Below are 21,347 nucleotides of genomic sequence, written 5' to 3' on the forward strand. Positions count from 1 at the left end.
CCCTGTCTAGGGCAGGCGAGTCAGGTGGCGCTGCATGACCGAATGCGCCTGTGCTGCGTCGCGATCCCTGATGGCGGCCAAAATTGCCGCATGATCCGGATCAGCGCGTTGTCGCCATTTGGCAGTGTGCAGGTTGTTGAAATGCCACGTGTATAGCACTTGCAGGTTCCTGATCTCTTCGATCATCCGTGGCATGTTGCAGGCCGCGATGACCGCCATGTGAAAGTGCTGATTGGCCTCTTCCCAATCTTCCGCTGTCTGGGCTCCGTCGCAATCTTCGTGAACCTGCTCAATCCGGGCAATCTGCTGGGCGGTCAGGTTCGGGACGGAATGCAGCACGGCCACCGGTTCCAGGGCGCGCCGCATTACGCGCAGCTCTTGAATGGCGTTCTGGTCCATTGGTGCCACGCACATACCCCGGCGTGGTACGGCAACTGCCAACCCCTTTGACGCCAGATTCAACAAGGCTTCGCGCACAGTGACCTGACTGACTCCGAATTCACGGGCGATCAGATCCTGCCGCAGCTTTGCGCCGGGCTTCAGTGCCCCACGGACAATCCGCGTCAACAGCTTGTTGGCGATGTCATCCGATTTCTTGATCTGCTGCTCGGACACCTGACCCTCGGTTCATTGCACGTGTTCACAGACGCTTACCTTCATGCAGTGGGTTGGGCAACAGAGCTGTGAGCAGATGGGCTTTGACTGCAAGCGGAATGACCTAACGGCACTTGGGGTTTAGAGCTCGCAAGCAGGTTTCACAAACACCAATCGCGCGTCTAGGGTATGGTGAATGGTCTGACGTTATAGTCTGAAAAGGGATCGCAATGGATTTTGCCCTATCGCCCCGTGCCGTGGAATACCGCGATCAGCTGAAGCGCTTTATGCAGGCGCATATCTATCCGCGTATCCGCGCCCATAAGGTAGAACTTGAGGCAGGCAAATTCCCGGTCTCTTTCATGGAAGACCTCAAGACGCTGGCTCGGGCCGAAGGGCTGTGGAACCTGTTCCTGCCTTCCTTGCGTGATGATGAACCCGGCACGCAGCTGACCAATCTGGAATACGCACCGCTGGCCGAGTTGATGGGGCAGGTCAGTTGGTCCTCGGAAGTGTTCAATTGTAATGCGCCGGATACGGGCAACATGGAGCTGCTGCACATGTTCGCCTCGCCCGAGCAGCGCGAGGACTGGCTGGTGCCGTTGCTGAACGGTAAAATCCGCTCGGCCTTTGCGATGACGGAACCGGATGTAGCCAGCTCGGACGCGACGAATATCACCACCTCGATCCGGCGCGAGGGGGATGAGTATATCATCAACGGTCGCAAGTGGTTCATCACCAATGCCTGCCATCCGAACACCAGAATGTTCATCGTCATGGGTAAGACCGATCCCAATGCCGACAGACATAAACAGCAAAGCATGGTGATCGTACCCAAGGACACGCCCGGACTGGAGATTGTCCGCAACCCTACGATCCTGAATATGCATGACCCCGAAGGCCATGCTGAGTTGCTGTTCAAGGATGTGCGCGTGCCTGTCGGCAACCTGTTGGGCGAAGAAGGCAGTGGGTTTGCTCTGGCGCAGGCGCGGTTGGGGCCGGGGCGCATCCATCACTGCATGCGCTCGATTGGGGCCGCAGAGATGGCGTTGTCGCTGATGGTTGAACGCGCGCAAGAACGGAAGACTTTTGGCAAGCAGCTGTCGGATCAAGGCGTGATCCGGGAGTGGATCGCGAAATCGCGGCTAGAAATAGAACAGGCTCGTTTGTTGACCCTGCGGGCCGCATGGAAGATTGATCAAGTTGGTGCCAAGGAGGCCCGGCGCGAGATTTCGCTGATAAAAGTGGTCGCACCCAATGTGCACGCCGCCGTGACCGACCGTGCGATGCAGGTCTTTGGTGCTATGGGGATGACGCCGGATACGCCACTGGCCGACAGCTATACTTGGGCGCGGGCGTTGCGCTATGCGGATGGCCCGGATGAGGTGCACCTGCAGGCCATCGCAAAACAAGAGATCAAGGACTCCAATTTCGGGATGTCAGCGCAATGGCTGACACCGCCGCCACGCTGATCGCTTATTTACCTTTCCAGACCGGGTCGCGTTTCTCTGCGAAAGCCCGTGCGCCTTCGAGCTGGTCCTCACTGGCATAGAGTACGTCTACCGTGCGTAGCTGGCGCTTGGTGATGCGGTTCATGGCATCCTGAAACTTGCTGTCTTCGGCGTCGCGCACGACCTCTTTGATCGCGGCGTAAACCAAGGGCGGACCCGAGGCCAGCAATCGCGCCAACTCCCACGCGCGATCCATCAGCTGATCGGCGGGGATGATTTCATTCACCAACCCCCAGCGATTGGCTTCTTCGGCATCGAACCAGCGCCCGGTCAGCAGCAGCTCCATCGCGATATGGTAGGGGATGCGCTTGGGCAGTTTGACGCTGGCTGCATCGGCAACAGTGCCCGAGCGGATTTCGGGCAGTGCGAATGTGGCATGCTCAGCCGCCAGGATCATGTCGGCTGACAGAGCCAGTTCCAGACCGCCGCCACAGGCGATCCCGTTCACCGCTGCGATCACCGGCTTGTTCAGATCGCGTAGTTCCTGAAGGCCGCCGAACCCGCCAACACCGTAATCGCCGTCGACAGCATCGCCATCGGCAGCGGCTTTCAGATCCCAGCCGGGGCAAAAGAACTTTTCGCCCGCACCGGTGAGGATGGCGACGCGCAGTTCAGGATCATCGCGAAACTCGGCAAAGACCTCGCCCATGATGCGGCTGGTCGCCAAATCAATGGCATTGGCCTTGGGGCGGTCCAGCGTCACCTCAAGAATCGCGCCATCGCGACGGGTTTTGATCGGGTCCATGTCTCAGGCCTTTCTAATCAGGGCATCCACTGCGACGGCCTTGTCAGGCGTGCAGAGAAGCGGGTTAATTTCGACCTCGCCAAGCGTGTCGGCATTTTGCATGACATAGGCCTGAACGGCCTGAATTGCAGTGATGATCGAATCCATATCAGCCGCAGGTTGACCGCGATAGCCCGCCAGCAACGGGGCAATTTTCAGCTTGCCAAGTGCGGCGCGGATGTCGTCGGATGTGCTGGGAACCAACAGTGATGCGGTATCGCGCAACACTTCAGCCAGTACACCGCCTGCGCCCAGTGTTAGGACAAAGCCATGGGCAGGGTCACGCACGACACCCACTAACAGCTCGGCAACGGTGCCGGTGATCATCTCTTCAATCAGGACTTCATCGGTTCCGATATCGGCGACCACATCAGCCACATCTTCGGCCCGGACACCAAGGCGAACAGCACCGTGTTCGGATTTATGGGCTAACCCGACGCCCTTGACGGCGAAGGGCGCGGCCATGTCTGCCACCGCTGCGCGCGCTTCGTCAGCACCCCGAACCGAGCGGTTCTGCGGGACACGCAAGCCACATTCAGCCAGCGCCAATTTGGCTTCTGCCTCAGTCAATGTGCGCGTTGCTTCGAATGTGCCGGGAAGACAAACTGCGGCCTCGGCGGGTGCTGTGAATTGACTTGCCGCGCGGGCGGCGCTGAGCGCTTCCTTTAGACCCATCAGAGGGACGACGCCTCCGTCCATGAGGTCTTGAGCGACGTCCTCCGGCAAAAGTTCGGGCAGTGTCGCGGCGATGGCGAAACGTGCGCGGGTCTCGGCACGGACCTTCAACGCCGCCTGCGATGCGCAGACCCAATCTGTCGGGTCGGTGGTCGGATAGTCAACAATCGAAAAGGTCAGATCGATATCGTCACCCGTCATTCCGGACCACGCCTGCGCCATCGCATCCTCGTCGCGCCAGATATAGGTGTGGTAGTCCAGCGGATTGTTCAAGGCGACCATCGGCCCAAGCGCACCGCGAAGATGGGATTTCTTGTCGTCGGTCAATTGTGGGAAGGTCAATCCGGTGCCATGGGCCATATCGGCGATCAGGCTGGCCTCGCCCCCTGAACAGCTGATCGAGGCGATGTTGCCGCCCGGCAATGGGCCATAGCAGTGCAACAGTTTCAGCGTTTCTAGGAAATCGGGTAGGGCAGACAGGCGCGGAATACCTAACCGTTCCAGCAGCGCTTGTGCTCCGGCGTCGCTTCCCGCAAGAGATGCAGTATGCGAAATGGTTGCAGCCTGCGCCTGTTCCGATGCACCGACCTTGAGGGCGATCAGGGGGATGCCCTTTGCATGCGCTTTGGCGGCTAATGCCTCCCATTGCCGGATATCCTTGAACCCTTCGATATGCAGACCAACGGCGGTTACGCGCGGGTCGTCGATCAGGGCCGAGGCAATTTCGGCCTGACTGGTCTGGGCCATGTTTCCGCAGGTCACCATATAGGCAATCGGCAGAGCGCGTTTCTGCATGGTCAGATTGATCGATATATTCGAGCTTTGCGTTAGGATCGCAACGCCCTTGTCCACCGGCGCTGCGCCGTGCTGATCCGGCCATAGTAGCGCCCCGTCCAGCGCGTTGATGAAGCCATAGCAATTGGGGCCCAGAATGGGCATGTCCCCGGCGGCGGCTAGCAGCTGCTCCTGCAGGTCCGCGCCCGTGTCATCTTCGGCCACTGCCTCGGAAAAGCCAGAGGCAAAGCACACCGCTCCGCCCGCACCCATTGCGGACAGCGCCTGCACCGCTTCGATGGTCGCGTGTCGGTTGATGCCGATGAATACGGCATCCGGGGCCTGTGGTAGGTCTTCCAGACAGGCGAAAACCGTGTGCCCCGCAATTTCGCTCGCCTTGGGGTGTACCGGCCAGATGTGACCGGCATAGCCCATACGTTCCGATTGCAGGATGACCTGCTGACACCAGGCCCCGCCGCCAATGACGGCAATGGATTTCGGGCGCAGCAGCCGGTTCAGATCTTTGCTCATCATTAGGCGCCCAAGGGACGCAGCAGGTCGCGGCTGATGATGTGGCGCTGAATCTCGCTGGTGCCGTCCCAGATGCGTTCGACCCTTGCATCGCGCCAGAACCGCTCAATCGGGAAATCATCCATCAAACCCATGCCGCCGAAGATTTGCAGCGTGGTATCCGTCACCCGTGCCAGCGTCTCGGAGGCATACAGCTTGGCCGAGGCGATCTCGCGGTTCGATGGCAGGTTTTGGTCCAGTCGCCAGGCGGCGGCCAGGGTCAGCCAGTCGGCAGCGTCGATCTCGGTGATCATGTCGGCGATCTGAAAGCCAACGCCCTGAAACTTGCCGATGGGTTGACCGAACTGCTTACGCTCGGCCGCATAGTTCAGCGCATAGTCAAAGCACCGCCGCGCGCGTCCGACCGAAAAAGCCGCAACAGTCAGCCGGGTGGCATAGAGCCATTCGTTCATAACGGCAAAACCGCCGTCAACCTCACCCAGAACCTGTGCATCGGGCAGGCGGCAATTGTCGAAATAGAGGATGTAGTTCTTGTAACCTTTGTGGCTGACCGAGTTATAGCCCTCGCGCACCTCGAACCCGGGCGTGCCGCGATCCACCAGGAAAGTGGTGATCCTCTTTTTGGGCCCTTTGGGGGTCTCATCCACACCGGTTGCGATGAACACGATGAAGAAATCCGCGTGTTCCGCACCCGAGATAAAGTGCTTTGAGCCATTGACGACCCAATCTCCACCATCGCGCACGGCCTGGCATTTCATACCCCGCACGTCCGATCCGGCATCCGGTTCGGTCATCGCCAGCGCGTCCATCCGTTCGCCACGCACGGCGGGCAGAAGATAGCGTTCTCGCTGATCATCGTTGCTGGCCATCAGGATGTTTTGCGGGCGGCCAAAGAAGTGGGTCAGCGCCATGGAACCGCGGCCCAATTCACGTTCGACCAGTGTGAAATCCAGATGCGACAGACCAGCGCCGCCGACTTCTTCGGGGAAGTTACAGGCGTAAAAGCCAAGGTCGATACATTTCTGTTTGATCTCTTCGCCCAGTTCCTTCGGTACGGTTCCGCTACGTTCGACCGCGTCTTCGTGGGGATAGATCTCTTTCTCGACAAAGCTGCGGACCGTCGAAACGATCATTTCCTGTTCTTCTGACAGACCGAATTGCATGGCGTGTGTTCCCTGGATGGTGGTTGACGAATGAAACGTCACAGGTCAGTTTTGCGACATGCAGGATTGGTCGAAAAACATGCAAGGTTAGAAAAAATTGTCGCACCGCTATGACATTCTGTTGTTTGACGGGTTTTCGAACCATTGCCTGGCCAACATGGTCGAACCGCTGCGCGCTGCCAACTCGCTTTCGCGACAAACACTGTATGTCTGGCGATTCTGTTCTTTGGACGGAAAACCTGTCCAAAGTTCCAGCGGGCTGGTCGTAACACCGCATGGGGCGCTGCAAGATCACAGCGGCGATGTGTTGGCAGTGATGCCATCCTACGGCTACCTGTCGCTGGATACCCGTGCCACCACGCGCGCCCTGTTGGCAGCGGCACGCACCCATCCGCAAGTGGCCGGGCTGGATACCGGCAGCTGGTTGCTGGCGCGTGCTGGCTTGCTCGACGATCACCGCGCGACGATTCACTGGGATGAGTTGTCGCGCTTCGAAGAGGCTTTTCCCGCGGTTGAAGTGATACAGGAACGCTTTGTCATAGATGGCAACCGATTGACCTGTTCCGGGGCGATGGCCGCGTTTGATCTGGCCTCGGCTCTGATCCGCAGGGATCACGGTCCGCTGCTGTCGATGGAGGTGGCTCATCTGCTGATGAGCCGCAGCGCGGCTGATCCCTATGCCTTGCCTTTGAAATCCGAAGATACGCTGGTTAATCGTGCATTGGCGGTGATGCAGGGGAACATAGAAACTCCGCAGGCGATCAGGGTTGTCGCCCGCAGAATCGGATGCTCGCAAAAGAAGCTCGAGATGCGGGTTCAGGCCGAACTACACACGACACCGCAGGCACTGTATCGGCGCCTGCGGCTGACTATGGCCCGGAAACTGGCAGAGGAGACCGAGCAATCCATCGCGGAAATCGCCAGTCGCTGCGGCTATGAAAACGCCAGCGCCATGACGCGAGCGTTCAAAGCTGAATTCGGGCGAACCCCGACTGCATTCCGCAACGGGGCCCCGAATTGATACAAGGTTAGAGGGATTCAGACCGTCGCGCCCTTGATGCGGATGACCGAACCCAACGTACCTGCGCACAGGCCGATGACGACAGCAATCAATAGCTCGACCATACTAACATTGGCAAAGTTCCAATGGGCGAAGATCAACGTTTCCAGCACGCCGACCACAGCCCCCATCAGACCGCCCAGCCACAGGTGACGCGTCATCATTCCAAGCGCAAGACCCAGAATGCCCGGAAGGCTGATGATGTTGGCCCCGATTGTTCCCAGAAGTTCCAGCATATCTTGCCCCTTTTTAATCCGCCTGTTCGGTCAGGAAAGACCGGATTTCTTTGCTGCCATCTGCCACTTGCTGATGCAACGAGCCCGAGGGATCGCCAGCCAGCTCATCCGTGATCTTCTGATATGTCTCGAGGTAATTTGGCGGTAGGCTATGCGCGATACCCTGGTGACAATCGATGCATGTCATGTTCTCGTCGATGGCGCGCTGGTGTTCGGACGCGGCGCGGGTCTCCTGGATGGTGAAATCCATGTAGTCAAAGTTGTGGCAGTTGCGGCATTCGCGGCTGTCTGACGCCTTCATCTTTTTCCAGACGGCAGACGCCATGCTCAGACGGTGCGCTTCGTATTTTTCAGGCGTGCTGATGGTACCAGCCAGTTCGTGATAGACGTCTTTGACGGCCATGATTTTGGCCTTGATCTTGTGGTTCCACTCATGTGGCACGTGGCAGTCCGAACAGATCGCCCGCACGCCGGAGTGATTGTTGTAGTGGATCGTCTCACGATATTCGCCCAGATTGACCTCCATCGTGTGGCACGAGGTGCAGAACTCCTCGGTGTTGGTCAGTTCCAGCGTCCAGTGGAACCCACCCCAGAACAGGATGCCGGCCAGAAAGCCGGCCAGGATTAGAAAGCCAGAGCTGAACGCCACTGCGGGTGTCCAGATCCAGTTCCAGATGCGGCCAATCCAACCGCGTTTTTCGGGGGAGTCTGCCATCTTGGTGCTCCTTTCAGACATGCGTTGGATTAGTTGCCGGACGAGGGTTCAAACACGTTGTCGACCAACGCAGGCGCGTCTGCCTGAGGCACGTGACATTGGTTGCAGAAATAGCGGGTGCCCGCGATGTGATCCAGCTCGCGGCCTTCGCGATCCAGATAGTGAGTCATCGAAAGGGTCGGCGCGTTGCGTTCACCGGCCTTGGTCCAGTCATGGCAGGACAGGCACTGATTGGTACGTACGTCGATCTGATATTGTTCGATCGAATGAGGGATCAGCGGTGGTTGCTGGCGATAGTTGCGCTGCATGCGCCCTTCGACGTTCTTGTGGATCTGATCGAGCGGAATAAGCTCATCTACATCCGCCCCGCGCAGGGTTTCCACATTGGCTGACTGTGCAAGGGCGAACCCGCTCAGGAGCAAAACGGGGATCAGGGCAATTCCGCCTGTCACGATTGATTTTTTCATCTTGGCACTCCCTTAGATAGGTCTGGCTGCGCGCCGCTCGGGCGCGGGAACTGGATCGGAAGGTGCGGCGACATGGTCGTCGAACCGGTGAGTAAAGGTGAAGACATCGACGGCGCATACGTCGATGCAACGACCGCAATTGGTGCAGTCCGGGGAAAGGATCAGTGGCGTTGTCCCGGGCTTGCCCTTGAGGGCGGGGGAAATGATCTGGTTTTCCGGGCAAACGGCATAGCAATCCATGCAATCGTCACAGGCCGTCCGGTTTCCGGCGCTGACACGCAGCAGGCTTTTGCTGCCGATTAGTCCATAGAAAGCGCCGACCGGGCAGATATGGCCACACCATCCGTGGCGCGCAATGAGCAGGTCAAAGACAAAGATTGCAGTAACCATGGCCCAGACAAATCCAGCGCCAAAAATCAGGCCGCGATGCAGCATGGTGACCGGGTTGATCAGCTCCCATGCGATCACGCCGGTCAGGCCCGACACCACTAGGACCGTTGCCAGCACCCACAGGCGCGTGCTGCGTTTGGGTTGCCAGCCTTTCTGCAGGTTCAGCTGTCGGTGCAGCCAGTTGGCGGCATCGGTTATTGGATTGATTGGGCAGATCCAGGAGCAATAGACACGGCCTCCGATCAGCGCATAGGTTACCAGAACGATCAGCCCACCAATCAGTGCCGTCAGTTCGGGCCAGTGTCCGGCAATGATGCTTTGCAGTACGATGAGCGGATCGGTCAGCGGCAACACGCCAAGGGTCAGAGACCCGGCCAACGTACCTTGCACGATCCAAATGCCAAACCAGGGACCCAGCAGGAACAGGGCCAGAAAGAACAACTGACTGGTGCGGCGCAGCAACAGAAAACGATGCGCACCAATCCAGCCTTTGACTTCGACAGCTTCATGACCGACGGGCATCTGCGTGCGTGCGTTCATTGGCCCACTCCCGGCAGGTCATATGACGGCGCGAAGCCGCCCGGAGTGGCCAGATTGTCCGTGCCCGGTCCCGGCAGACGGTCGGGCAGGTCGATCAGGCCGTCCACAAGGGGGCCGCCATGTGCCTCTTTTTCTTCCCAGCCCTTGCGGTAGTGGTCCGAAGAACTGCCGCGCGCCAGCCGTTCGGGTAGAACCTTGATCGCGGCTTCAGGCAAAACGCAGCTTTTTTCGCACATGCCGCATCCGGTGCAACGCTCGGCATGTACGGTCGGGATGAACATCGCGTGATGACCCGAGCGGGCGTCGTGCGTCACTTCAAGTGTGATCGCTTGGTCAATGACGGGGCAGACGCGATAACAGACGTCGCAGCGCAGGCCCTGAAAGTTCAGGCAGTTTTCCTGATCGACCAGAACGGCAACGCCCATTTTGGCGTCGTCGATATTGTCTAGCCCCGGGTCCAGCGCACCGGTGGGGCAGGCTGCGACGCAAGGAATATCGTCGCACATCTCACACGGCACATCGCGCGCCGTGAAATAAGGGGTTCCAGTAGCAACGGCATCCACCCCAAGTTCGGCCAGCTTCAGCGTATCGTAAGGGCAGTCCCGCACACATAACCCGCAGCGGATGCAGGCCGACAGGAACGCTTCCTCAGGCAATGCGCCGGGGGGGCGTAGAGCCTCGGCCGGCAATGCACGGGCATCGCGGGCCAGCCAGGCTAGCAAAGACCCGGCGACCACGCAGCCGCCTGCCGCGCGCGCCGAATCCTGCAAGAAGCGGCGCCGTTGCGGCGAGAGGGGTGTACCGGCCAAAGACATGGGGACTACATTCGCGATCCGGGCCGGTTACGCGCGCTCGACCTTGCAAGCGCACTTTTTATAGTCGGTCTCTTTCGACAGTGGGCAGGTCGCATCCAGCGTCAACTTGTTGGTCAGCTGATGTTCGTCGAACCACGGCATGAAGACCAAACCGCGCGGTACCTTGTTGCGTCCGCGGGTTTCGACCCGGCTGGTGACCTCGCCGCGGCGGGTCGACAGAACGATCTCCTGCCCGCGGCGCAGGCCCCGATCCTTGGCGTCCTGCGGATGCATGTAGACGACAGCGGACGGGAAGGCGCGATGCAATTCCGGTACGCGGCGGGTCATCGAGCCTGAATGCCAATGTTCAAGCACACGTCCCGTGGACAACCACAGATCAAATTCTTCATCCGGCTCTTCGGCCGCGGGTTCGTAGGGCGCAAAGATGATCTTAGCCTTGCCGTCCTTGTGGCCGTAGAATTTTACGTCCGCACCTTCGGGAACATATGGGTCAAAACCTTCGCGGAAGCGGTACAGCGTTTCCTTGCCGTCCACGACCGGCCAGCGCATGCCGCGTGCCTGATGGTACATTTCGAACGGAGCCAGATCGTGCGCATGACCTCGACCGAATTCTGCATATTCTTCGAACAGACCTTTCTGAACGTAGAAGCCGAAATGTTCGGCGTCGTCATTGTGGAACCCTTCGGCCGTCTCAGACAGCGGGAACTGATCCACCTTACCGTTGGCATAAAGCACGTCGAACATGGTCTTGCCGCGATGCTCGGGCATCTTGGCCAGCAGTTCTTCGCCCCAGACTTCTTCGACGGTGAAGCGTTTGGAGAATTCCATAAGTTGCCACAGGTCGGACTTGGCCTCACCCGGGGCCTGCACTTGCTGCCGCCAGAACTGGGTGCGGCGTTCGGCGTTGCCATAAGCGCCTTCCTTCTCGACCCACATGGCGGTGGGCAGGATCAGGTCAGCAGAAACGGCGGTGACTGTCGGATAGGGGTCGGACACCGTGATGAAGTTTTCTGGGTTGCGATAGCCGGGATAGCCTTCTTCGTTGATGTTAGGCGCGGCCTGCATGTTGTTGTTGCACTGCACCCAATAGGCGTTCAGCTCGCCATCTTTCAGCTTGCGGTGCTGCAGAACTGCGTGGAAGCCGGGTTTGGGTGGAATGGTGCCTTCGGGGATATTCCACGCGGTTTCGCAAATCTCGCGGTGTTCATCATTCGCTACCACCATGTCGGCGGGCAGGCGGTGGGCAAAGGTGCCGACCTCACGCGCAGTTCCGCAGGCTGATGGCTGACCTGTTAGCGAGAAGGGCGAGTTGCCGGGTTCGGAAATCTTACCCACCAGCAGATGCACGTTATACATCAACGAGTTCACCCAAGATCCGCGGGTATGCTGGTTGAAGCCCATGGTCCAAAGGCTCATAACCTTACGGGTCGGGTCCGCGTATTGCTGCGCGAGCTTTTCGAGCTTATCCGCCGGAACGCCCGACAATTCCGAGGTGTATTCCAGCGTATAGGGCGCTACTGCTTCGGCGTATTCTTCAAAGCTGATGCTCTCAAGTGCGCCAGAGTTCGGGTTCTCTGCCTCTTGTTGCAGCGCGTTGGTCTCGCGCAAGCCATAGCCGATATCGGTGGCAGTCTTTGTGATGTTGACGTGGTTCCTGACAAAATACTCGTTCACCGCGTTGTTCTGGATGATGTAATTCGCGATGTAGTTCAGGATCGCCAGATCGGTCTGTGGTTCAAACACGATGCCATTGTCTGCCAGTTCGAACGAACGGTGTTCGAAGGTCGACAGCACATGGACTTCACATCCCGGTTTGGTCAGGCGCGTATCGGTCAGGCGCGACCACAGGATCGGGTGCATCTCGGCCATATTCGAACCCCACAGCACGAATGTGTCCGCATGTTCGAAATCATCATAACAACCCATCGGTTCATCAATGCCGAAGGTGCGCATGAACCCGACAACGGCAGATGCCATGCAATGCCGCGCGTTGGGGTCGATATTGTTCGACCGGAACCCGGCCTTCATCAGCTTAGAGGCAGCATAGCCTTCCCAGATCGTCCACTGACCCGAACCGAACATGCCAACACTGGTGGGGCCTTTGTTGGCCAGGGCTTCCTTCCACTTGGCGGCCATGACGTCGAAGGCTTCGTCCCAGCTGACCGGTTCGAATTCACCGTTCTTGTCATATTCGCCATTTGTCTTGCGCAGCAAAGGTGTGGTCAGGCGATCCTTGCCGTACATAATCTTGGACAGGAAATAACCCTTGATGCAGTTCAGGCCGCGATTAACAGGTGCGTCGGGGTCGCCCTGCGTGGCGACCACGCGACCATCCTTGGTACCAACCAGCACAGAACAACCGGTGCCGCAGAACCGGCAAGCGGCCTTGTCCCAGCGGATATCGGGGGCTCCGGCCTGCGCATTGGCTTGACCGGTGGCCAGAGGAATGCCTGCGGCTGATGCAGTGGCAGCGGCCGCAGAGGCCTTGAGAAAAGTCCGGCGAGATTCTGATGTAGTCATAGCGTGAGCCTCCGGCTGGTGGTTTGGCTTGGGGCATCGGGATGCGGAGGGGCCTCCGCAAGATCCTCGAAATGGTGATAAGTCAGCGTCAGCGAGACCACTCCGGGGATCTGATGCAGATCCATGATGATCTCAGACGCAAGGTGATCGGATGTATCTTCGACGACGACGACGAAACGACCGTCTTCGGCCTGGGCATGTACCTCGACGCCCGGGGTGTCGCGCATCGTTTGCGCTGCGGCCTCAGCTTGGTCAGGGACGATATGTACAAGGCAACCGCAAATATTCATTGTATAGCTTCCGTTTGAGATGTGGGCTGACGGTCAAGCGCGATGGCATTGACAGGGCAGGAGGGTACGCAGGCACCACACCCAACGCAGGTTTTGGCATCCAGCGAAGGCTCGGCCAGACCGCCTAGTTGCAACCTGAAGCGGATGGCATTCTGTTCGCAATTATCCTGACAGACGCGGCAGCTGACCCCGTTCATGGACAGGCACGCGGATGTCTCGATCGCCGCGCGCCAAGGCCAATCCGGCAGGCGTTCGACTTGTAAAGCGTCTGTCGGACATACCGTAGCGCAATTGCCGCAAAACGTGCAAGGATCCTCACTGGGTTGAAATACCGGGAAACCATCCTGACCGACGGCAATTACCATTTCCTGACAGGCTTCGACGCAGTCGCCACATTTGGTGCAGTGATCCAGAAATCCCGACACACGTGATCCCGGAGGACGGACAATACTGCTGTCCTCCCGAAGTACTTTGGCGCTTAGAAACGCCCGACGGCTGGTCATCTGGCTCATATGGCTGGACTGTACGCGCTTGATTCCCTGACTAGGTTATCCGAATAGCGAATTTGAATGTGATGAATTTTGATTCAGATCATTATTGAAACATTTATTTTTCGCCTTTTTGAACTTCGCCCGGAAGTTGAAGCCGTCGGGAGCCGTCCGAAATGCGGGGTGGGGTACAGAGTTAAGTTTGAGTCTCACTTCGAAACAAACTATTCTGCGCCGCAGAAATCGACTCGCCGAATGGCAAAACGCAAGGATGGGCGCGGGCAATTTATCATCGCTCAGAGGACAGGCTCATGATGACCAATGCGCAGAAGACCTCGTTGAAAATTGGGTCCGAGATGGCCGAAAACGCGGCTGAGGTTCAGGACCGAACGGTTGATATTGTATCGCGGGCGCTCGATCGCTGCGGCATACAGTGGACCCTGTTGTCCCGGTCCGCCCGTTTGCAATCAACGCGGATTGCTGAAACTCATGCAGAGCGTACCCGCGACCTGATACAGGGTTTTGCCGATGTCTCGCAGCGTATTGCACGTTCGCAATCGGTGGTCGAAGATTGGGCGACCTATCTGAAAGACGCCACCCAGCGTGTGGTTCTGACCCTGGACGCGCTGCGCGAACGCGGAGATGTTTTTCTGGAACATGAAGCTGCAGGTTGTCCGCCGGTGCTGATCTATGATTACGAGGTTATCGTTGACGGCGCGACCCTGACACGACCCTGCAATTACCAATTGCTGCGCATCCTGCCGCCCGAGGGTGTGATAGTTGATGATACTCGTCGTCCCTATATTATCATCGACCCGCGTGCCGGCCACGGCGGCGGGATCGGTGGCTTCAAACCAGACAGTCAGGTTGGTGTTGCCTTGTCCAAAGGTCACCCGGTCTATTTCGTCAGTTTCGGACGGGATCCGGTGCCGGGGCAAAACCTGGCCGACGTCATGCATGCCGAGGCCGGGTTCGTGCGCACTGTCCGCTCGCGGCATCCCAACAGCCCGCAGCCTGTCGTGACGGGCAATTGTCAGGGTGGCTGGGCGACTTTGCTGATGGCGGCCTGTAATCCTGATCTGACCGGTCCGCTAATCCTGAACGGAGCCCCCATTGCGCCGTGGTCCGGTGAGGTGGGCGAAAATCCGATGCGTTATAATGCCGGTGTTCTGGGTGGCACCTGGCAGCCAATGTTCTGGTCGGACGTGGGCGCGGGCACGTTCGATGGTGCCAATCTGGTGATGAACTTTGAGCAGCTAAACCCCAGCCGGAATTATTTCGGTAAGTATTTCGACCTCTACCGCGACCCGGATGGGGGACGGAAACGTTTCATTGATTTCGAGCGCTGGTGGGCCGGTTATTTCCTGTTGAACGAAGCTGAGATTCATTGGATCGTCGAGCAGCTTTTCGTCGGCAACAGGTTGATCAAGAACACCGCACAGTTGGAACCGGGTGTGCCGATCGATATCAAGGCGGTCAAAGGCCCGATCTTTGTCTTTGCCAGCCAAGGCGACAACATCACCCCGCCCCAGCAGGCGCTGAACTGGATTGCGGCGACCTACGCCGATGAAGAGGAGATCCGTCTACGAGGTCAGCGGATCATCTATATGCTGCATGATGAGGTTGGCCATCTGGGCATTTTCGTCTCGTCCAAAGTGGCGCGTAAAGAACATACCGAACTGGCGTCGACACTGGAAACGGTCGAGGCGATGGCACCGGGGCTTTACGAAATGGTGATCGAAAACACCAAAGGTGAAGGCCAGGACAAACAGTTCGAGGTTCGGTTCTACGATCGTACTCTTGAGGATTTGGCAGCTTTGGACGACGGTCAGCAGGACGAGGCCAGCTTTGCCGCAGTCGCCCATATGTCCGAGGTGCAGGCGAATGCCTATGAAACCTTCGGGCGTCCTTTCGTGCGGTCCGTTTCAACACAGATGGGCGCTAAGGCTCTGCGCGATCTTCACCCCCTGCGCGTTCAGCGGGCAGCGATGTCCTCAACTAGCCCGGTGATGAAGGGCGTTGAGCAGTTGGCCGAGATGGCGCGCGAACATCGCGCCCCGGCGGCACCTGACAACCCGTTTCTTGAGATGGAAAAGCGGACCGCCGATTGGATCGAACAGGCCATGGATCTGAGCCGCGACCTGCGCGATGCTTGGTATGAGGGGATGTTCTATGCGCTGTGGGGTGGTCCTCTGGCCACGTGGTTCGGCAAGAATAACGCGGCCCACCGAACCTTGCCAGATCCCGAGACCCTAAAGGCCCTGCCCGAGGTTGAGGCGGCACTAGCCCATATGAAACAAGGCGGGTTGCCCGAGGCCGTGATCCGGTTGTTGCTTTTGTTGGCCTCGAGCAACCAGAGCTTTCGGGCCGAGATTCTGCATCGCTGGGCCCATGTGTTTAAACATGAGGCACCATTCAAGGACCTCTCTGTCGAACATCGCCAACGCATGTTGCGCGAACAGACTGTGATCGTCACCTTTGACGAACAGAGTGCGATCGACACGTTGCCGGACCTGTTGCCGCACGTCGCAGACAGAAAGCAGGCGGTAGAGTTGCTCAAGCGTATTCTGGGCGACATTCCAAACCCTTCGCCTGAGCTTGTCGAGATGGCGCAGGAACTGTACGACACGCTTGACCTTGCTGAGATTAAACAGAAAAACGATACTCGGGCTAAACCAAAAGGGCGCAGGTCGGCTGCTGCGAATAAGGCCAAACAGAAATGAAAATAACGGAAAATCGCACCTACGCGCAGATCAATGTCGGGGATGTGGCGCAGGTGACGCGCTTGTGCACGGTCGATGATCTTTATGCCTTTGCCTCGGCCTCGGGCGATCATAACCCGCTGCATCTGGCCGGATATGATGGTGACGGCGATGGCCACCCCGAGGCAGTGGCCCCGGCTCTGTGGCCTGCCGGTCTGATAGCGGCAATCCTGGGCAATATTCTGCCCGGCGCCGGGACGCAGGCACGGTCGGCGAACCTGTCTTTTCATGCGCCGGTTCTTGCAGATGATGAGGTGACCGCAACGCTGACCGTGACGGAAAAGCGAGAAGATGGCGATCTGCTTTGTGCTGCCAAAGTGCACCGTGTGGGCGACAATGCCCTGATCCTTAGTGGTGAGGTGCTGGTGACGCCCCCGGCCAAACATCTGGCCTTTGACTCGGTCGAAGTTCCTGGCCTGATCGTTCAGCGCCATCGTCATTTCGACGCATTGATCGCAAAGGCAAAGCCGCTGGACCCAATGCCTACGGTAGTGGTCGCCCCAGAAGAGCCGAACGCGTTGGGTGGCGCGTTGCTGGCGCATTCCAAGGGTATTATCGCACCGATCCTGTTGGGTGACCCTGACAAGATCGCTGCTGCCGCCGCCGATCTGGGGGCTGATCTGTCGAATATCGAAGTTATGGAAGCTCGCAGCCACGAAAACGCCGCCCATCGGGCGGTGGACCTGGTGGTTGAGCGTAGGGCGCAAACCCTGATGAAAGGGCATCTGCACACCGATGTTTTGCTGCGGGCAGTTCTGCGACGGGAGCGGGGCCTGCGAACGGGCCGTCGCCTGTCGCATGTGTTTGTGATGGACGTGCCGGGCTTTTCACGACCCATCATGGTGACGGATGCGGCGGTGAATATTGCCCCGGACCTCGAGACAAAGGCAGACATTGTGCAGAATGCCATCCATCTGGCACATTCCCTCAGGATCGAAACACCAAAGGTTGGCGTGTTGTCGGCGGTTGAGACGATCAACCCGCACATGCCCTCGTCTGTGGATGCGGCGCTGTTGTCGAAAATGGCCGAACGGGGCCAGATCACCGGCGGCCTGGTCGATGGCCCACTGGCGATGGATAACGCGGTCGATTTTAAGGCAGCGCGTACAAAGGGCATCAAGTCTGCGGTCGCCGGGTCGGCGGATATCCTTGTGGCCCCGAATATCGAAGCGGGTAATATGGTTGCTAAACAGCTCACTTACATTTCCCATGCCGAGGCGGCTGGGATCGTAGTGGGTGCCGCCGCCCCGATCATTCTGACTTCACGAGCGGATGATGATGCCTCACGGCTGGCTTCATGTGCAGTGGCGGCGCTGCATGCGCAGGCAAACAAAGGTAAAATTAATGGCTGACCATGTTTTGGCGCTGAACGCCGGGTCTTCTTCACTGAAATTTGGATTGTATGAGTTGGTCGAAGGCAATCGCCCCAGTATGCGCTGGCACGGCCAGATAGAACGTCTGGGGGATGCGCCGCGACTGCTTGCGGAATCTGCGGGTGGCCGCTCGATCAACCAGCCGCTGACCGACACCCGCGGCCATGACGAGGCGATCCAGGCCTTCCTTGACATGACGCGCGAATACCTGCCGGACATCAGCATCCGTGCTATCGGCCACCGGGTTGTGCATGGGGGGCCGGTCTATTCCGAACCGGTGCGGATCAACGACAAGGTTCTGGATACTCTGGCCGGGTTCATTCCATTTGCGCCGCTGCACCAACCCTTCAGCCTGGCCGGTATCCGTGCTGCAAGCGCGGCCTTTCCGGACACTGTTCAGGTCGCCTGTTTCGACACCGCGTTCCACCGTACTCATCCTTGGGTCAACGATACCTTCGCTTTGCCGCAGAGCTATTACGACAAGGGCGTGCGCCGGTATGGTTTTCATGGCCTGAGTTATGACTACATCACCCAAAAGCTGAAAGAGATAGCGCCGGGCCTTTATGATGGCCGCGTGGTCATCGCGCATTTGGGCAATGGCGCGTCGATGTGCGCTGTGTCTGGCGGCCGGGCCGTGGCATCCACGATGGGCTTTTCCGCGTTGGACGGCCTGCCGATGGGAACGCGTAGTGGTCAGCTGGATCCAGGGGTCGTGCTGTACATGATGCAGCAGGAAGGGATGAGTGCTGATGAAATCGCCGACATGCTCTATCGCAAATCCGGTCTGCTGGGTCTGTCGGGAATGTCATCGGACATGCGTACCCTGCTGGCTGCCGAAACGCCCGAAGCGCGCAAGGCAATCGATTATTACGTGTTCCGTATCCGGCGCGAACTAGGTGCTCTGTCCGCAGCGCTGGAGGGGTTGGATGCCGTGGTCTTTACCGGCGGGATCGGTGAGAACGCGGCGCTGATCCGTCAGCGGGTTTGCGAAGGGATGCGCTGGATCGGGATTGAGATGGACCACAATAGAAATGCCGATAACGGCACGGTTCTGTCGACCGACTTTAGCCGCGTCCGTATTCTGGCAATCCCTACGCATGAAGAGATGGTAATCGCCCGCGCCGCGGCCCGGATGGTGCAATAGCCGCTATTCTTTGGGTTTGTCTTTGCGGCGTTTGGCGTATTTTAACAACGTGCTCAGAATGGCGCTGATGATATCTGGAGTCAGGGCACCCAGCGGGTCGCGGCGGATGCCCGTTACCGTATTGCGCGCGTCGGACAGAGTGTCTTTGACCTCGGTCTCGATATCCATCAATGCCATATCCCGCAGTTCGACCGCCGCCGTCGTATCTGCCTGCGCGTTCTGCGTGTTGGCCAGCAGCACCAGGATCACGCCCAACAGCAGATTGGCCCCCGCCATGATCAGCGCGGCCAGCGGTTTGGACAGGGTCGCGGACAGCCAGAAAAACCCGGCCACGTTCAGCATGATAACAGCCAGACCCATGGCCAGTCCTGCCGCGGCGTAGAAACCGGTGCGCCTGACGGCCACGGCAACGTGGCGTTGAGCAATCAGCCGTTCGGCGCGCAGAATGATTGAGATATTGCGGGAAATGCGGCTCATGATTAGGCTCCTACCGGGACCGGCCTAGCAGATAGCCAAGCGTAAAAATGCCAAGCGCAAACAGGATCGGCCTTTTGTGGGGAAGATCCTCCAGCTCGGTCAGTGCCTCTTCAAGCTGACCGGTCCAGTTGTCGATGTTCTCGGCGATCTTGTCGGCCACTGTATCGTGCGGCTCCGGCGCAGGTGCGTGTTCATTGGCCGCCGATTGCTCGGCCAGTTGGCGGCGCAGGTCGGCAACCTGGGCTTCAAGCTCGGCTTTCGTGACCATGGAACTGGTCCCCTTACAGTTGTTGCGCCCGAGGGTCAGAGGCGGCAACCTCACCTTCGGTTTCCCGAACCATGTTAATGCGCTTTTCCGGTTTAAGAAAAGGGACTTGTCATTCTAGGGGCCTATCAGCCTGAAATCCGCGTTTCAGGTATAGTAATCCGCGACCAGCAAGAAATCCGGCGCAACGTCTTCTTCAATGGTTGCAAAGCGTGGGATCGGGTCTTCGAATACGTTGTCTGTGCGGTCGTCGTTGACAGTCGAGACCTCGCCAATCAGGCAATCGCCCTTTTCGGCCCAGAAGGCGTGCCATATGCCGGGCATTAGGGTGACGCTTTCGCCGGGTTTCAGGCGCAGTAACTCGCCGGGTTGGATCGTGACGGGGCTGCCGTCGCTGGGCACGACAACGGGATTGTCGCGGTCGGTGCCACCTTGTGCGTCCGAGGCATAAATCTCCATCACCAAATCACCACCACCGCGATTGATGATGTCCTCGGCTTTGATGATATGGCGGTGCATTGGCGACAGTTGTTTGTCCCGAGACACCAACAGCTTTTCGGCATACAGCATACCTCGGCCATTATTCAGATCGCCCACATCGCCGTTGCGCAAGGTGAATAGGAACAGGCCCAACTCATCAAAGCGGCCTTGCCCGTAATCGGTAATGTCCCAGCCCAGCCCGCGTTCGCGAATGCCGGCGGCTTTGTCGCCGCGCATCTGGTCGGGGGACCAATTGGCAAAGGGGGGCAGGACTGCGCCGAAGGATCGAATAAACGCCTCGGCCTCGGTTTTGATGGCGTTGATGTCTGAACGTTTCATTTGGGTCTCTTGGGTGTCAAAGTTCGTGCGCCCAGGGCGGGTTGGCGCCGGCGCGGGAAACGGTGATTGCGGCAACCTCAGCGCCTTTGGCGAGAGCCGCGCGCAGGGTTTCGGTGGTCAGTGCGCGCAGAGTGGTTTTGGTCAGGTGTCCGCCGCGCTCCAGCTCGGCCAGCACTCCGGCGTTGAACGTGTCACCTGCGCCGACGGTATCGACCACCTGAACCGGTCGAACAGGGACCGACGTTTCGGACCCGTCCTTCAGATAGCCCGACGCGCCGTCGCTGCCGCGGGTCACGATAACCACGGCGGGTCCGGCCTGCAGTAATAGCGGCACTTTCTCAGAGATGCTTTCTGGCCCGGGGATGATCCAATCCAGATCCTCATCCGAGACCTTTACAATATCTGCCTGCGCGATCATCCGGTTCAGTCGGGTGCGATACCGGGTCTGATCCCTGATGAAGCCCGGCCGAATGTTCGGGTCAATCATCACCGCCCGATCTGCGCCTTGCCGGTCCAGAAACGCGGCATAAGCGTCGGCGCAGGGCTCACAGGCCAGGCTGATCCCTCCGAAATACAGTGCTGATATTGCGGGCAACTGATCCGGCATATCCTCAGGCATCAGCATACGATTGGCCGAGTTTTCGTCGAAAAAGCTGTACGAGGCGTGCCCGTCCCTCAGTTGCACAAAGGCCAGCGTCGTAGGTCGATCCGACCGGATCACATGGCTTGCATCCACGTGGCTGGCCTGCAGTGCATCGGCCAGCTGCTCTCCGAACATATCCGAGGACAGCCCGGTCAGCAGGCCAACAGGAGACCCCAACCGACCCAACGCAATGGCGGTGTTGAATACCGCGCCGCCGGAGTGAGGCACAAAGCCTGCCTCGCCCGAAACCGTTGGGGTAGCGATCATGTCGATCAGGGCTTCACCGCAGCACAGGATCATGCCGGGTCCTT

The 21,347-nt window shown here is 58.7% G+C and carries 21 protein-coding genes; 5 read left to right on the plus strand and 16 right to left on the minus strand.

The window, feature by feature from the left end:
* Positions 1–6: 6 nt before the first annotated feature.
* Complete coding sequence (locus tag ACR0DT_RS15785; protein ID WP_480711677.1) at positions 7–615, minus strand: GntR family transcriptional regulator; 609 nt, start codon at positions 613–615, stop codon at positions 7–9.
* 209 nt (positions 616–824) lie between these two features.
* Here ACR0DT_RS15785 and ACR0DT_RS15790 point away from each other — a divergent pair, with 209 nt between their 5' ends.
* The gene (locus tag ACR0DT_RS15790) at positions 825–2,066 is read left to right on the plus strand and encodes an acyl-CoA dehydrogenase family protein (protein WP_480711678.1); all 1,242 of its coding nucleotides are present in this window, start codon (positions 825–827) and stop codon (positions 2,064–2,066) included.
* A 4-nt stretch (positions 2,067–2,070) separates the two neighbouring features.
* Here ACR0DT_RS15790 and ACR0DT_RS15795 read toward each other — a convergent pair whose 3' ends face one another.
* Genes ACR0DT_RS15795 through ACR0DT_RS15805 form a run of 3 tightly spaced genes read right to left on the minus strand, consistent with a single transcriptional unit; the run spans position 2,071 to position 6,032 of the window.
* Positions 2,071–2,850 (minus strand): carnitinyl-CoA dehydratase, encoded by a 780-nt coding sequence (locus ACR0DT_RS15795; RefSeq protein WP_170377026.1) that lies wholly within the window; start codon positions 2,848–2,850, stop codon positions 2,071–2,073.
* Between the two features lie 3 nt (positions 2,851–2,853).
* Positions 2,854–4,869 carry an acetate--CoA ligase family protein gene (locus ACR0DT_RS15800; RefSeq protein WP_480711679.1) on the minus strand — a complete coding sequence of 672 codons (2,016 nt, stop codon included), beginning with the start codon at positions 4,867–4,869 and terminating at the stop codon, positions 2,854–2,856.
* A 2-nt stretch (positions 4,870–4,871) separates the two neighbouring features.
* On the minus strand, positions 4,872–6,032 hold the full coding sequence (locus ACR0DT_RS15805) for an acyl-CoA dehydrogenase family protein (protein ID WP_480711680.1): 1,161 nt from the start codon (positions 6,030–6,032) through the stop codon (positions 4,872–4,874).
* 97 nt (positions 6,033–6,129) lie between these two features.
* On the opposite strand from ACR0DT_RS15805, the gene ACR0DT_RS15810 reads away from it, so the two are divergent.
* Complete coding sequence (locus ACR0DT_RS15810) at positions 6,130–7,053, plus strand: GlxA family transcriptional regulator (protein WP_480711681.1); 924 nt, start codon at positions 6,130–6,132, stop codon at positions 7,051–7,053.
* 17 nt (positions 7,054–7,070) lie between these two features.
* On the opposite strand, the gene ACR0DT_RS15815 is transcribed toward ACR0DT_RS15810, so the two are convergent.
* From ACR0DT_RS15815 to napF, 8 genes are read right to left on the minus strand one after another with little or no spacing between them, the layout of a single operon-like run.
* On the minus strand, positions 7,071–7,328 hold the full coding sequence (locus tag ACR0DT_RS15815) for a hypothetical protein (RefSeq protein ID WP_480711682.1): 258 nt from the start codon (positions 7,326–7,328) through the stop codon (positions 7,071–7,073).
* A 13-nt stretch (positions 7,329–7,341) separates the two neighbouring features.
* The gene (locus tag ACR0DT_RS15820; protein WP_480711683.1) at positions 7,342–8,043 is read right to left on the minus strand and encodes a NapC/NirT family cytochrome c; all 702 of its coding nucleotides are present in this window, start codon (positions 8,041–8,043) and stop codon (positions 7,342–7,344) included.
* Positions 8,044–8,072: 29 nt separating this feature from the next.
* Entirely contained in the window at positions 8,073–8,510 is a 438-nt protein-coding gene (locus tag ACR0DT_RS15825) for a nitrate reductase cytochrome c-type subunit (RefSeq protein ID WP_480711684.1), read from the minus strand.
* Between the two features lie 12 nt (positions 8,511–8,522).
* Positions 8,523–9,440 carry a quinol dehydrogenase ferredoxin subunit NapH gene (gene napH, locus ACR0DT_RS15830; RefSeq protein ID WP_480711685.1) on the minus strand — a complete coding sequence of 306 codons (918 nt, stop codon included), beginning with the start codon at positions 9,438–9,440 and terminating at the stop codon, positions 8,523–8,525.
* On the minus strand, positions 9,437–10,255 hold the full coding sequence (gene napG, locus ACR0DT_RS15835; protein ID WP_480711686.1) for a ferredoxin-type protein NapG: 819 nt from the start codon (positions 10,253–10,255) through the stop codon (positions 9,437–9,439). Before napG ends, napH begins: the two co-directional genes overlap by 4 nt.
* Before the next feature lie 27 nt (positions 10,256–10,282).
* On the minus strand, positions 10,283–12,775 hold the full coding sequence (gene napA / locus ACR0DT_RS15840) for a nitrate reductase catalytic subunit NapA (protein WP_480711687.1): 2,493 nt from the start codon (positions 12,773–12,775) through the stop codon (positions 10,283–10,285).
* Positions 12,772–13,065, minus strand: coding sequence for a chaperone NapD (locus ACR0DT_RS15845; protein WP_480711688.1), 294 nt, complete (start codon positions 13,063–13,065; stop codon positions 12,772–12,774). The genes napA and ACR0DT_RS15845 overlap by 4 nt, the downstream gene beginning before the upstream one ends.
* Positions 13,062–13,577 carry a ferredoxin-type protein NapF gene (gene napF / locus ACR0DT_RS15850; protein WP_480711689.1) on the minus strand — a complete coding sequence of 172 codons (516 nt, stop codon included), beginning with the start codon at positions 13,575–13,577 and terminating at the stop codon, positions 13,062–13,064. Before napF ends, ACR0DT_RS15845 begins: the two co-directional genes overlap by 4 nt.
* A 287-nt stretch (positions 13,578–13,864) precedes the next feature.
* Between napF and ACR0DT_RS15855 the strand changes: the two genes are divergently transcribed.
* From ACR0DT_RS15855 to ACR0DT_RS15865, 3 genes are read left to right on the plus strand one after another with little or no spacing between them, the layout of a single operon-like run.
* Positions 13,865–16,276 carry a DUF3141 domain-containing protein gene (locus tag ACR0DT_RS15855; protein ID WP_480711690.1) on the plus strand — a complete coding sequence of 804 codons (2,412 nt, stop codon included), beginning with the start codon at positions 13,865–13,867 and terminating at the stop codon, positions 16,274–16,276.
* Positions 16,273–17,667 carry a bifunctional enoyl-CoA hydratase/phosphate acetyltransferase gene (locus tag ACR0DT_RS15860; protein WP_480711691.1) on the plus strand — a complete coding sequence of 465 codons (1,395 nt, stop codon included), beginning with the start codon at positions 16,273–16,275 and terminating at the stop codon, positions 17,665–17,667. The genes ACR0DT_RS15855 and ACR0DT_RS15860 overlap by 4 nt, the downstream gene beginning before the upstream one ends.
* A complete protein-coding gene (locus tag ACR0DT_RS15865) occupies positions 17,660–18,832 on the plus strand; it encodes an acetate/propionate family kinase (RefSeq protein ID WP_480711692.1) in 1,173 nt (390 codons plus the stop codon). Before ACR0DT_RS15860 ends, ACR0DT_RS15865 begins: the two co-directional genes overlap by 8 nt.
* A gap of 3 nt (positions 18,833–18,835) precedes the next feature.
* Here ACR0DT_RS15865 and ACR0DT_RS15870 read toward each other — a convergent pair whose 3' ends face one another.
* The 4 genes from ACR0DT_RS15870 to ACR0DT_RS15885 form a co-directional block, all read right to left on the minus strand.
* Positions 18,836–19,309: a hypothetical protein gene (locus ACR0DT_RS15870; RefSeq protein ID WP_480711693.1), complete on the minus strand. Its 474-nt coding sequence runs from the start codon at positions 19,307–19,309 to the stop codon at positions 18,836–18,838.
* A 10-nt stretch (positions 19,310–19,319) separates the two neighbouring features.
* Positions 19,320–19,577, minus strand: a complete 258-nt coding sequence (locus ACR0DT_RS15875) for a hypothetical protein (RefSeq protein WP_480711694.1) — start codon at positions 19,575–19,577, stop codon at positions 19,320–19,322.
* Between the two features lie 144 nt (positions 19,578–19,721).
* Entirely contained in the window at positions 19,722–20,393 is a 672-nt protein-coding gene (locus ACR0DT_RS15880; RefSeq protein WP_480711695.1) for a D-lyxose/D-mannose family sugar isomerase, read from the minus strand.
* A gap of 16 nt (positions 20,394–20,409) precedes the next feature.
* Positions 20,410–21,336, minus strand: coding sequence for a carbohydrate kinase family protein (locus tag ACR0DT_RS15885; RefSeq protein WP_480711696.1), 927 nt, complete (start codon positions 21,334–21,336; stop codon positions 20,410–20,412).
* Between the last annotated feature and the right edge of the window lie 11 nt (positions 21,337–21,347).

The organism is Ruegeria sp. BI11 (genome assembly GCF_056538005.1).

Bases quoted from the DNA above. Each gene is read 5' to 3' on its own strand.
- ACR0DT_RS15790 (WP_480711678.1), top strand. From the start codon at position 825: ATGGATTTTGCCCTATCGCCCCGTGCCGTGGAATACCGCGATCAGCTG.
- ACR0DT_RS15795 (WP_170377026.1), bottom strand. From the start codon at position 2,850: ATGGACCCGATCAAAACCCGTCGCGATGGCGCGATTCTTGAGGTGACG.
- ACR0DT_RS15800 (WP_480711679.1), bottom strand. From the start codon at position 4,869: ATGAGCAAAGATCTGAACCGGCTGCTGCGCCCGAAATCCATTGCCGTC.
- ACR0DT_RS15805 (WP_480711680.1), bottom strand. From the start codon at position 6,032: ATGCAATTCGGTCTGTCAGAAGAACAGGAAATGATCGTTTCGACGGTC.
- ACR0DT_RS15815 (WP_480711682.1), bottom strand. From the start codon at position 7,328: ATGCTGGAACTTCTGGGAACAATCGGGGCCAACATCATCAGCCTTCCG.
- ACR0DT_RS15820 (WP_480711683.1), bottom strand. From the start codon at position 8,043: ATGGCAGACTCCCCCGAAAAACGCGGTTGGATTGGCCGCATCTGGAAC.
- ACR0DT_RS15825 (WP_480711684.1), bottom strand. From the start codon at position 8,510: ATGAAAAAATCAATCGTGACAGGCGGAATTGCCCTGATCCCCGTTTTG.
- napH (WP_480711685.1), bottom strand. From the start codon at position 9,440: ATGAACGCACGCACGCAGATGCCCGTCGGTCATGAAGCTGTCGAAGTC.
- napG (WP_480711686.1), bottom strand. From the start codon at position 10,255: ATGTCTTTGGCCGGTACACCCCTCTCGCCGCAACGGCGCCGCTTCTTG.
- napA (WP_480711687.1), bottom strand. From the start codon at position 12,775: ATGACTACATCAGAATCTCGCCGGACTTTTCTCAAGGCCTCTGCGGCC.
- ACR0DT_RS15845 (WP_480711688.1), bottom strand. From the start codon at position 13,065: ATGAATATTTGCGGTTGCCTTGTACATATCGTCCCTGACCAAGCTGAG.
- napF (WP_480711689.1), bottom strand. From the start codon at position 13,577: ATGAGCCAGATGACCAGCCGTCGGGCGTTTCTAAGCGCCAAAGTACTT.
- ACR0DT_RS15855 (WP_480711690.1), top strand. From the start codon at position 13,865: ATGATGACCAATGCGCAGAAGACCTCGTTGAAAATTGGGTCCGAGATG.
- ACR0DT_RS15860 (WP_480711691.1), top strand. From the start codon at position 16,273: ATGAAAATAACGGAAAATCGCACCTACGCGCAGATCAATGTCGGGGAT.
- ACR0DT_RS15865 (WP_480711692.1), top strand. From the start codon at position 17,660: ATGGCTGACCATGTTTTGGCGCTGAACGCCGGGTCTTCTTCACTGAAA.
- ACR0DT_RS15870 (WP_480711693.1), bottom strand. From the start codon at position 19,309: ATGAGCCGCATTTCCCGCAATATCTCAATCATTCTGCGCGCCGAACGG.
- ACR0DT_RS15875 (WP_480711694.1), bottom strand. From the start codon at position 19,577: ATGGTCACGAAAGCCGAGCTTGAAGCCCAGGTTGCCGACCTGCGCCGC.
- ACR0DT_RS15880 (WP_480711695.1), bottom strand. From the start codon at position 20,393: ATGAAACGTTCAGACATCAACGCCATCAAAACCGAGGCCGAGGCGTTT.
- ACR0DT_RS15885 (WP_480711696.1), bottom strand. From the start codon at position 21,336: ATGATCCTGTGCTGCGGTGAAGCCCTGATCGACATGATCGCTACCCCA.